Source organism: Sphingobacterium sp. UBA5789 (assembly GCF_002418355.1).
In the GTDB taxonomy this organism is placed as follows: Bacteria; Bacteroidota; Bacteroidia; order Sphingobacteriales; family Sphingobacteriaceae; genus Sphingobacterium.
In genome coordinates, this window is the sequence record NZ_DIDX01000003.1 from 352,499 (window position 1) to 364,927 (window position 12,429).

The 12,429-nt window shown below is 41.3% G+C and carries 8 protein-coding genes; all 8 read left to right on the plus strand.

Annotated features, from left to right (window positions below; all coding sequences use genetic code 11):
- Window positions 1–33: 33 nt before the first annotated feature.
- Window positions 34–855: a hypothetical protein gene (locus tag B4B65_RS07885; RefSeq protein WP_293914889.1), complete on the plus strand. Its 822-nt coding sequence runs from the start codon at window positions 34–36 to the stop codon at window positions 853–855.
- 528 nt (window positions 856–1,383) lie between these two features.
- Complete coding sequence (locus tag B4B65_RS07890) at window positions 1,384–2,709, plus strand: IPT/TIG domain-containing protein (RefSeq protein ID WP_201680232.1); 1,326 nt, start codon at window positions 1,384–1,386, stop codon at window positions 2,707–2,709.
- 18 nt (window positions 2,710–2,727) lie between these two features.
- A complete protein-coding gene (locus B4B65_RS07895) occupies window positions 2,728–5,865 on the plus strand; it encodes a SusC/RagA family TonB-linked outer membrane protein (RefSeq protein ID WP_293914892.1) in 3,138 nt (1,045 codons plus the stop codon).
- A gap of 23 nt (window positions 5,866–5,888) precedes the next feature.
- The gene (locus B4B65_RS07900; protein ID WP_293914894.1) at window positions 5,889–7,937 is read left to right on the plus strand and encodes a RagB/SusD family nutrient uptake outer membrane protein; all 2,049 of its coding nucleotides are present in this window, start codon (window positions 5,889–5,891) and stop codon (window positions 7,935–7,937) included.
- A gap of 73 nt (window positions 7,938–8,010) precedes the next feature.
- Window positions 8,011–8,904 carry a BT_3044 domain-containing protein gene (locus B4B65_RS07905; protein ID WP_201680229.1) on the plus strand — a complete coding sequence of 298 codons (894 nt, stop codon included), beginning with the start codon at window positions 8,011–8,013 and terminating at the stop codon, window positions 8,902–8,904.
- A 3-nt stretch (window positions 8,905–8,907) separates the two neighbouring features.
- Window positions 8,908–10,191 carry a BACON domain-containing protein gene (locus B4B65_RS07910; RefSeq protein WP_293914896.1) on the plus strand — a complete coding sequence of 428 codons (1,284 nt, stop codon included), beginning with the start codon at window positions 8,908–8,910 and terminating at the stop codon, window positions 10,189–10,191.
- A 315-nt stretch (window positions 10,192–10,506) separates the two neighbouring features.
- Window positions 10,507–11,289: a fatty acid desaturase family protein gene (locus tag B4B65_RS07915; protein ID WP_293914898.1), complete on the plus strand. Its 783-nt coding sequence runs from the start codon at window positions 10,507–10,509 to the stop codon at window positions 11,287–11,289.
- 24 nt (window positions 11,290–11,313) lie between these two features.
- A complete protein-coding gene (locus B4B65_RS07920; protein WP_293914900.1) occupies window positions 11,314–12,246 on the plus strand; it encodes an ATP-grasp domain-containing protein in 933 nt (310 codons plus the stop codon).
- The last annotated feature ends 183 nt before the right edge of the window (window positions 12,247–12,429 follow it).

Consider the following 12,429-nt stretch of genomic DNA (forward strand, 5'->3'; position numbering starts at 1 on the left):
CCTAGCTGAAGTAATCAAATAACACTTAATCCAATGGACTCAAAACAATTATTCAGATTTTTCCATAGTAAATTTCACCTCAGTAACTGGCTTAATGAAAATGCGGATTTAGCTCAAAGTGAGGGAGAGGTAAAATGGCATTATTGCGGGGTTACCGAAGATTTTAAGACTGAATTTGTGCGTCAAACGATAAATAACATTTTTACGGATGATGAAATCTATCTCTGTATTTCCTCCGGTAACAGTTCATTAGTGCATAAGTCCGCTGTTGCCGACGAAATCGGGAAGGTTCTGCACAAGAAAGAAATAGGGCTAATGGATAAGTCATTTACAAAAATGATATTTTTCAATTCCTACGGCACCTTTAAGATTGGAATGATAAGAGATTTTCCGGAAAGTCGTCCAAAGCCAGATGGAAATCTTTTGAAGGTGGCATTTCATGCAAATATTGTCGATGATAGTACTTATCATGTTTCGGATGCTGTAACGAAACATTTTGAATCTATTGAAAAAGCCTTGCACAAGGATTACGGAGGTAATCTGGAGCAGCTTTGGATAGATTTAGAGCTTGTAGAAAGTCACAAGTCTTATCCATTCCGCTTTCAGAAAAGAGTTGGGAATCCTTCCTCATATACCGAGTTTTATTCTTACAATGTGGGGCATTACAGTGTCCGGCCCGATTTCGAAAAGCTAAAGGCGCTGGTGTCAGAGGAAGAGATATGTTCCTATGTATTTGAATTGCTGTATCAGTCAACTCAGATTTTGGCGGACAAGCAGAAAAAATTAGATGGTTTTGATGCTTCAAAGTTTCGGTTGGATTTTTCAAATGCATTAAAAAAAGCAGGATACGTTTAATAGAATAAAGTCTGCCTTTGGTGAGGACTTTGTCTTTTGGTTTCAGGCAAAGTGATTCCGAAGCGTTGAGACAAGTTGTGATTCTTTTTCTATTCCTTCGCTATTCCCTAAGCCATTATTGCTAAATGCTGCTATTCTGCACTGCCTGATTTTGTTGAGTTTCAGTTCCCCGAAACTTACGGCTCTTCAGTATAAACTGTTGTGTACAGCCTTTCTCTTCCTTCCTCAACTCTTCCGTTTCATGTCAAAATCGGAATAGAAAAATCTTGTGTATTCTTCCGCTGTCTTTATTTAGATACGGACACTTGAGTGCAGATACCTTCCTGAAATCTTTGCTTAAAATTAGCATTCCCCATTGCTCTTGATCCGGATATCGCTCTGCATCTTATGTTAAGAGTTAGTGAATTATCCTGTTAAAAAAGGTTAAATCCTTATATTATAATAATATGCTGTTAACCTTAAGCAAACAGTACATCCCTAATATTGCCCCTGAAAAAGAACATATACTCAACCTAAACTATTTATGTAATGAACTGCTACCTATTAACCGCTTATTCTTTTGTAGTTGCCCTGTTTTTGAGCAGCTGTGAAAGTAAAAGTGAGCTTGAGCAAAAAGCTCATGACCCGAATAAACCTGTCGTCCTGACAAGTTTTTATCCTCTGGAAGGTGGGGCAAAGGACAAAATTCTGTTGGATGGTGAAAACTTCGGGTCGGACCCGGGTAAGATCAAAGTGTATTTTAACAATGCACAGGCTTCCGTTATTTCTTCCAGTGGAGATCGTATTTATGCCATTGTACCGAGGTTGCCGGGAGATGATCCTAAAATCTCTGTTGTTATCGGTAAAGATTCAGTTGTGTACAACAACTCTTTTACCTATCATATTCAGGCGCAGGTCAGTACAGTCACCGGGACAGGTGACAAGAACTTTTTAGCCGGACCGCTTGACCAGGCACACGTATATGGCAAGTACCTGGATATGGATGCGCAGGGCAACTTATTTATGACCTGGCGTGACGGAGGTTCATTTGGTATTGCACGTATCAATGAGAAGGAGAATATTGTGACACCTTTATATTCTGCAGCCTCTTCGCCTAATCCGTATGCCAATGGGGTGACTGTAGATCGTGCAACAGGTATTATGACTGTTTCGCACGAATCTGTAGCCGAGGTATTCTTCTCCTTTGATCCCCGGGAAGCCTGGATACTGCGTCAGCGTAATGCACAATTCTCTGCTGCTGATTACGGATCTATAGTGCAGGCTGACCGCTATGCTAACTTCGTGACCTTCTGTCCGTATGACGGACATCTGTATACCCGTTTTCGTGACGGGAAAGTTGCGAAAATAAATCCGGTTACTTATGCGGCGACTATTGTACATCAGGGGCCTTACGGGTCTCAGTACGGACAGGCCATCAATCCGGCTAAACCCTGGGAACTTTATATCACACTGCATTCCAACGCCAGTCCCAATACGTTTGCTCAGGGCATTTCTGTCTTGGATCTCCGGGATCCGAACGGTACAGGAGGCTTTAAGCGTGTGAATGCACCAGGTGGTTCGGGATTCAGGGATGGTCCGGTATCAGACGCGATATTCAACTTTCCGAAAGACATCAAATTTGATAAAGCCGGAAATATGTTTATTGCTGACTATGGTAATCATTGTATCCGGATGTTATCTGCCGATGGTATAGTTTCTACAGTAGCCGGGCAACCTACAAAAGCCGGCTATAAAGATGGCGGCCCTGTCGAATCTCAGTTTAATCAACCCTGGGGAGTGGCAGTGAATGATCAGGGAGATATTTATATCGCCGATTGGAACAATGCACGCATCCGTAAACTAGTTATCGAATAATTAACCTATTACAATATCATGAAGATCATTCACTTTTTGTGTATGCTACCGCTATACCTGTGTTTTTCGGTTACGTATGCACAACAAACACAAGAACAAGAACAGCTAACGATTGCGGGGAATGTCGTTGATGACAAGGGACAGCCCGTATCCAGCGTATCGATTTATGTCAAAGATAAACCAACCGGGACGACTTCGACAGACGCAAAAGGTAAATTTAATATTAAAGCTATTTACGGGGACAGGCTTGTATTTACCAGTGTAGGGTATGAAACTGTAGAACATCTGGTGGTAGAGTCTACAGCCAATCTAACTATTACCTTACCGGAAAAGAGTACCAATATAGATGAAGTCGTGGTCGTTGGTCTGGGCGCCCAGCAGCGGAAAATCAGTTCCGTTGGGGCTATTACTACTGTAGATGTGAAACAATTGCAGAGTCCGGCACCTTCTATCGCCAACTTATTAGGCGGACGTGCTGCGGGTGTTATTTCAATGCAGACCTCCGGTGAACCCGGAGCGAATATTGCAGACTTCTGGGTACGGGGTATCGGTACTTTCGGGGCAAATGCGAAAGCACTTGTTCTGATAGACGGTCTTGAAGGGGATTTAAATACCATTGACCCGGCAGATGTGGAGAGCTTCTCGATTCTGAAAGATGCATCTGCCACTGCGGTATACGGAGTAAGGGGAGCCAACGGAGTCGTTTTAGTAACGACAAAGCGGGGTACTGTAGATCGCATTCAGATAACAGGACGTGTCAATTCGACGATGTCACGCCTTAGCCGTCTGCCCGAATATCTTCGTGCATACGATTACGCCCAGCTGGCAAATGAGGCTTCTGCAGTACGTGGTAGTGAACCACTATTTAACGATACGGAATTAGGTATTATAAAGAATAATCTGGATCCCGATATGTATCCGGACATCAGCTGGCAGGATGAAATCCTGAATAAAAATTTCTGGCGTCAGAGCTATTATGCTTCCGGCCGAGGAGGATCTGAAGTTGCACGGTATTTTCTGAGTCTGGGTGGTAATACAGAAACGGCAGCCTATAAAGTGGACAAAAATTCTATTTATAGTTCCAATGTCGGTTACAATACATACAATTACCGTCTTAATCTAGACCTTAACCTGACAAAGACGACTAAAGTATTTTTAGGTTCAGATGGATTTTTATCCGATAAGAAAGAGCCGGGTATAGCAGATACAGATTTTATCTGGAAAACGCAGTCCACACTTACACCTGTTTCTATTCCGATTCAATATTCCAACGGGTTATTACCGGGTATAGGTAGCGGTGAGCGCTCTTCTCCATATGTGATGATCAATCGTACAGGAAGTTACAATCAGCAGATTTACAAAGGAAAGGTAACACTTGCACTTGATCAGGATTTAAAAAGCCTGCTGGAAGGATTGAAAGTACGTGCACAGGGAGCTTATGATATTCACAGTTATTTTGCAGAGCGCAGATGGACACAGCCTGCACTGTATGAAGCGACAGGACGTAATCTGGATGGTTCATTAATAATGGCTCAAAAAGTACAGGAAAGACCTGCTGCTTACCTGAAAGGATTGAGACAGTACCGTAAATACCATTTTGAGTCTACTTTAAATTACGACCGGAAATTCGGGAAGGATCATCGTACCTCAGCATTGCTTTATTATTACCTGAGCGATGCAAAAGATACGGATGATGCTACGAATAATCTTACGGCAATCCCGGTGCGTTATCAGGGGGTATCAAGCAGGTTTACTTATGGTTTCAGAGATACCTATTTGTTAGATGTTAACTTTGGTTATACCGGTTCAGAAAACTTTCAGCCGGGTCGCCAGTACGGTTTCTTTCCATCCATAGCATTGGGATGGGTGCCTACAGGATACAAATTTGTACAGGAAGCTGCGCCATGGTTAGATTACTTTAAAATCAGAGCTTCTTACGGTACAGTGGGTAATGACCGTATTACTAACGCCGTACGTTTTCCGTATCTGACAAAGGCTGATATCTACGAAAGTAATGTATGGGGAGTCGGTGGTATTGAAACCATTACGGAAACCCGTATCGGAGCTGATAACCTGGCCTGGGAGCGTGCTATCAAATCTAACGTCGGTATAGAAGGAAAGCTTTTCAATAACAAGATCGATTTTGTGATTGATTTTTTCCAGGATCAGCGTAATGGTATTTTCCAGCCACGTGTACAGGTGCCGGATTATGTAGGGGTCATTTCTAATCCTTATGCAAATGTCGGCCGTATGAAAAGCTCCGGAGCGGATGGAAACATCACCTATACCACCAAGATCAATAACGATATGACGCTGACCCTTCGCGGTAATTTTACATATTCTAAAAATGTGGTGCAAAACTGGGAACAGGCTTATCTGGAATACTCTTATCTGGAGTATAACGGTTATCCGTACAACTCTATCCGCGGATATCAGTCTTTGGGTTTGTTCAAGGATGAAGATGATATCAAATATAGTCCAACACAAAGTTTTGGAGCGGTTTTGCCCGGAGATATCAAGTATAAGGATGTAAATGGGGACGGTGTGATTAACTCTTTAGATAAAGTGCCATTGACCCACAGTAATTACCCGTTGACGATGTATGGCTTTGGGGGAGAGTTCCGTTATAAAAATCTTTCTCTGGGCGTACTTTTCAAAGGAACAGGTAAAACTTCTTTCTTCTATGTCGGTCAACCGATGAACTACAAAGGAGTGATTGAAAACACAGGTATGGGTTATATGCCTTTCTTTGGTGGAACCGAAGGAAACCTGATCTCTCTGGTCAATGATCCTGCCAACAGATGGATTCCCAGAGATTACGCTTTGGAACACGGTATAGATTTATCACTGGCGGAAAATCCAAACGCCCGTTTCCCGCGTATGCAATACGGCAATAACAGCAACAACAGCCAGCTATCTACATTCTGGCAGGGTGATGCACGGTATATCCGCTTACAGGAGGTCACACTGAGTTATAATGTGAGTCCGAACTTCCTTAAACGTGTAGGTGTGAAATCTATGGATCTTCAGTTTGTCGGAAACAACCTGTATATCTGGGATAATGTCAAAATATTTGATCCGGAACAGGCTGCCTGGGGCGGACGTAAATATCCTATACCATCGACCTACTCGGTACAGGCTTATATTAATTTTTAGTAGCACAGATAGAAATGAAAGACATGAAAACGTCAGTAATCATAAAAAGAATAACGAAAGTCGCACTGGCTGTACAGCTGTTGTTTATGGCAACCTCCTGTAAAGATTATCTTAATATCGACAATTATTTTGATGACGAATTTAATATCGATTCGGCATTCACAAACACCCGTTATATAGAAGCTTACATGTGGGGTGCAGCAGCTATGTTTCCGGATGAGTCCAATACCATCCGCAGTAATTATACACCCGGCCCGATGGCAACTGATGAAGCAATAAACGGACTGACCGGTACGGGAACTACCAATATTTACTATGGGATGGATTTTGTTACCGGAAATATCACTCCTGATTTTTATGGCGGACTTAATCAGTGGGGGAAATATTATAAAATTATCCGTAAGGCAAATACGATATTGAAGAATCTCGATGTGCCCAGAGATATGACATATACCGATCGTAACCGGATTGAAGGATATACCCGTTTTATACGTGCTTATGCATATTACAATCTGATTATAGATTTTGGTCCTCCGATTTTGCTGGGAGATGATATTGTGAGTACCAATGAGACGATTGAATATTATGACCGTCCGAGAGCGACATATGATGAGGCGATGGAATACATCTGCGGCGAATTTGAAAAGGCTGCAGTACAGTTGCCTCTGGATGTCAGCTTACTGGATTTTGGTAAACCAACCAAAGGTGCTGCATTTGCTTTGATCGCGCGTCTGCGGTTGATCCATGCCAGTCCGTTGTTTAACGGTGGAGCAGCGGCTAACTCTTATTATGGTAGTTGGGTGCGTAAGACAGACGGGGTACATTATGTATCTCAGCAATACGATGAAAAACGCTGGGCTGTGGCCGCTGCTGCAGCTAAACGTGTGATGGATATGGGAAGGTACAAATTGTATACGGTGCCGGCTGACGAAAGAACTCCTGTGCTGCCTGCCGGTGTTACTTCTGATCCTAATTTCTATGGCGCCTATCCGAACGGAGCTCAGGGAATCGATGCATTCAGATCTTATTCTGATGTGTTTACCGGAGAAGCTGTTGCTTCTATCAACCCGGAATATATTTGGGGAAGAAATACAGCCTATCTCAATACCAATTTAAACCAGGGTGCATTTCCTCCGACATTAGGTGGCTGGGGACGTTTCTCCGTAACTCAAAAAGTGGTGGATGCCTACCTGATGGATGACGGACGTACCAGAGAAGAGGCTCGTGGTGATACGTATTTTGAAGCGGTTGCTGATCTTCCGGCAGGAGGGACATTTGCGGATCTTTTTACGAGTCAGTCTCGTAACTTTTCCGGTTATCCTCTGAATGCAGGAATATTTAAGATGTATGCTAACCGGGAGATGCGTTTTTATGCTTCGGTAGGATTCAACGGCGCTGTCTGGCAGGCTTTATCCAGCACGACACTGAATAACCATACGGCCAAATACTTCTATCAGGAGTCAGATGGTCGTGGCGGGGTATCGGCATCTTCACCTAACTATCCGCTTACAGGATATGTGATCAAAAAATGGAACCATGCTTTTGATGCTCTTACCGGTACAGGTGCCCGGATGATGCCGAAGGCATATCCGATTATCCGGTATGCGGAAATGTTACTGTCATATGCAGAGGCAATGAATAATCTTACCGGAAGTCATACCGTACAGATGGGGACTCAAAGCTATACGATTAGCCGGGATGAGAATGAAATCAAAACCTCATTTAATACTGTACGCTACCGTGCGGGTTTACCGGGATTATCATCTGCTCAGCTTTCCAGTAAAGCGGAGGTACAAAAACAGATTGAGCGTGAGCGTATGGTCGAATTTTTATGGGAAAACAGACGTTTTTACGATGTGCGCCGCTGGGGTATGTATGAAGAGACAGAACGGGAACCTATCCGCGGAATGAATCCGGACGGTGCAACCCGCGAGTCTTTCTACAGAAGGGTTTCTCCAGGAACTTCCTCGTTCCTGACCCGTCAGGTGGATAAAAAATTGATCTGGGTACCTATACCACGTGCAGAGATGCGAAGATTGCCTTCGGTGGATCAGAATCCGGGATATAATTAGGATTAAGCAACAGAAGAAAATGTAAGGTCTTCCGGGAGCCTTATGGACGACGGAAGACCATAATATGAAATTTATGAAACAAAGTTTGATAGCAATACTCGCAATTTCTACCGTATTTACTTCCTGTAAAGACAATGAAATATTCGAAAAGGAAATGTATAAAAATGAGGTGGCGCTGATCAGTTCTGATTATCACAATACTTTTAAAGAAGTTGTTCAGCTGACCGGTGAGGAGGTGATTGGATATGTAGCGGCTTCTTCGGGAGGGACTCATGCGCCTACCAAAGACCTGATCATCGGACTGGAAGAAGATACGGCGCCCTTAACAAAATATAATTTTGCAGTGTATGACAATGCAGAGGATCTTTATGCTAAATTACTGCCTAAGGAAAAATATGAGATCATGGATAATAAAATCGTGATCAAAGCTGGGGAGCTGACCGGACGCACCATGATAAAATTACGTCCGGATGGATTATCGCCGGATTCTACCTACTTTATAGGACTAAAAGCAACCAATGCTTCCGGTGTTGAAATTAAACCTACTAAAAGTACTATGTTGTATCAGGTTATTATTGAGAATGAGTTTGCTTCGCAGGCAAAAAATTCGATGTATTCGATGGTCGGCTTTGCAAACGGTCTGGCTACAGCAGCAAATAAGCAATTGTTTCCGCTGACCACTAATAGTGTGCGTATGGTGGCCGGAAGTGAAACCTTCGTGTCCAAGGTCCCTAATATTGAGAAAAATTGCCTTATACTGGAGATGGATGATTTCAATAATATAACGATAAAGCCTTACAAAGACATCAAGATTGTACAATTGGATAACGATCCGGCTTATCCTAATAAATTCAAAGTAGAAGAGGCTTTTGGTATGCGGACCAATGTGTTCCTGTTGTCTTACCAATATACCATAGGTAATGTCACGACAATAATGAAAGAACGTGTAGAGATGCAGGTAAAATAAATTATGAAATCCATGAAAACGACCTATTATTATACATTACAGGCTCTGCCAAAAGCAATATTTGCCTTTTGTCTTACCTTAACTATATTTTTTTCGTCCTGTAAGGATGAAAATGAAATAAACGATTCCTTAACCCTTAAGGATAATCCTTCGAAGATGGAATCTGTTGCAGACGGTTCGTCCCAAACTTTTACTGTACAGTCTGCCGGAAGTTGGAAAGTTCAGCCTTTGCGTAAAGAGCACTGGTTTAAGATCGATCCTGCAGAAGGTAACGGCGAAGGAACGTTCACCGTTACAGTGACCAAAAACACAGATCAGCAAGCGCGTGCGATGACTTTATTTTTTACCGTCAACGGACAGTTGCAAAGTAACGTACTGAAGATTGAGCAGGCTGCAGCTACAAACGGAGAACAGCAAAAGGATCCGTATCTGAAAATTGACGGCATTTCGGAAAAATTAGATGTCCCTGAAGCTGGTCTTACAGGTAATTATATTCTTCGTGCTACAGGGAAATGGAGAATAGCTCCCGGAGAAGACACAGACTGGGTGAGCATCTCTCCATCAGAGGGGTCCGGTGATACGCCTGTCACGATCAAGGTTAATAAGAATACAGATATTGAGCGTACCGCAAATCTGCTCTTGTTTCTGGATGAGGTACAGCAAACTGCTCCGCTGACGATTTATCAAAAAGGAGTGAAGCTGCAGGTCGAGGGTGACGTTGTTTTGAATGAGAACTTCTCCTGGTTAACGTATGGAAGTGAAATTTTTAGTGTAACCACCGGTGAAACAAGGATTGGCTCCTGGACTTCAGCTGAAGTAGCTAAAGGCTGGACAAGTACTATCAATACGACCGAAGGAGGAGGAAGTTATGCTTCTATTTATGCACGTCCGGGTTTTATAAAATTGGGCAGGACTAATTACGGAGGGGATCTTATTTCTCCGAAACTTGCTAATGTACAACGTACCAAAAACCTTTTGGTTACCTTTAAAGCTGTCCGCTATGCCAGCGGTGATCATAATCTTCTTACCGTAGGTGTCAAAGGGCCGGGAAAAGTGAGTGTAAGTGAGTTTAAAATCAATAATTTAGCTGCTACAAATTCTAATCTGGAATCCTGCCGGGCTTCATGGCAAGCTCCGGAAGCGACCTATTCCTTTGTGATTACAGGAGCGACTTCTGAAACCCAATTTTGGCTTTTAGGAGGAGCTTTTGACCAGCGTTCCGGTAACTGGCCATCTACTGTAAACCGTATTTTTATTGATGATGTCGTCGTTAAGGTTACGAAATAAATAAAGTAAACATATCTCAGCTTAAAAGCCCTGACTTTTGTCAGGGCTTTTCTATTTACGGCCGGATGAGAAGGTAAATCTTGTCTGTCGCAAGCGTCCGCTTGTGACACAATGGTATAAAGCACAATTAGTGCTATGTTCATGCTTGTGCTATAAGAAGCCAAAGGCTTAGTGGGTGTAGTTATTTCATTACATATAATGAAATATTGAAGAAAATTAAATTCATATATAGAAATACTGTTGAGGAAAATAAATATATTAGTTTCGTCTAAATAACTATAGTTGTCTATTCTGTTAACGAAAAATCATTTTATTATGACACATCAGGAACTATTAAAAAAAGTCGAATGGAAAGACTTGAAAAGGTTAACATGGAGAGAAATGTTAATTGAAAACAACTTGACAATTCCATGGTTTGTCATCTCAATTACCCTCGCTTATTCTGGTAGTTACATTTTAGCTCTCCCTTTTTCAGCCTTTTTCTTTTTAACAGGATTAAGGCAAGTTCATAATGGATTTCACAACTCACTCGGTACAAACAAATTTCTGACCTGGTTATCTCTGTATATTAACAGTATTTTAATGTTAGTGTCTATTCATGCAGTGAAATTTAATCATATAAGACATCATAAATATTGCTTGTCGGAAGACGATTATGAAGGGAAGTCTGCAAATATGACCTGGTATGGAGCCATTTTATACGGACCGGTTCATATGTTTTTGATTCATAAAGTAACCTGGCAATTAGGAAATAAAAGTTACCGAAGAAATATGGTTTTGGAACTTATTTCTATAGCTGTTTTTGTTTGCATTGTTTTCTATTTCAAGATAGATTTCTTGATTTATCATATTATTGTGATGCTAATCGGAGAATTTTTGATGGCATTTTTTGCTGTTTGGACTGTACACCATGATACACATGAAAGTCCGGAATATGCAAGAACCCAGAGAAGCTGGTGGAAAAATAAGCTGACATTCAGTATGTTTTATCATTTAGAACATCATCTGTTTCCTGCGGTTCCAACGATTAAACTTCCTGAACTTGCAAAAAGGATTGATGAAGCGCTACCTGAAATTGAAAAGAAAAATACGTTTTAAAAAACTGTCTGTTAGGTAAGTGAAATGAATACTGCAAATAAAATGACAGAACAGCATTATATATTATTTTGTAAAGACCCCTTTGAACGGAACAAAGTTGATCAGGATTTTGAAGATGAATTTATTTCTGCAAGAGAGAATGGATTTGAAACGCTATTGTTCAGCTTTGAAGATCTGACATCTACAGACCGGTTTTCTATTTCGACGGAAGGAATAAGGCGTAATAAAAAATTAGTAAATATAATTTACAGAGGCTGGATGCTGACACCTCAGCAATATTCTATTCTCTATAATGAATTACTATCAAAAAACTTTAGGCTTATTAATTCTGTCAAAGAATATCAGAATTGCCATTATTTACCAGACAGTTTAAAATTCATTGAAAACAGTACGGCAAAAACTGTTTTTGAAAAATTTGACAATAAAAATAGTATTGACAAACTCATAGAAAAATCAAAAGTTTTCGGACAAAAACCTGTAATTCTAAAAGATTATGTTAAATCCGAAAAACACAATTGGGAAACTGCTTGTTATGTGGCAGATGCTTCTGACGCAGACAAATTAAAAAAATCTATACTGACACTTGTAGAACTTCGTGATAAATATTTAAACGAAGGAATTGTTGTGCGAGAATTTATCGAACTTAACAGCTTAACACTTCACTCAAAAAGCGGAATGCCTTTGACCGAAGAATATCGACTGTTTTTCTGCAACAACAAACTTATCGGCAGTTACGATTATTGGGAGGAAGGGGAATACAAACTTGAAAGGCCAGATACTGTGGAATTTGAAAAAATTGCAAAACAAATTAAAAGTAATTTTTTTAGTATGGACATTGCCCGGCAAAAAAATGGAAAATTCATAATCATAGAACTTGGAGATGGACAAGTAGCAGGACTTCCGGACAAGACAAACATAAAAGAGTTTTACCGGCAACTGAAAATTTTATGCAGTTAAGCTCTGCAGCACTGACGTTCGCTTGTGACCTAAAAATAAAAGCACAAGCACCGCTATGCTAAAGCTTGCGCTATAAGAGGCGGATGAGAAGGCAAACTCTTGTCTGGCGCAAGCGTCCGCTTGTGACCTCTGACCATAAAATCATAAGCTATGCTAATGCTTGCACTATAACAATAATCTTTA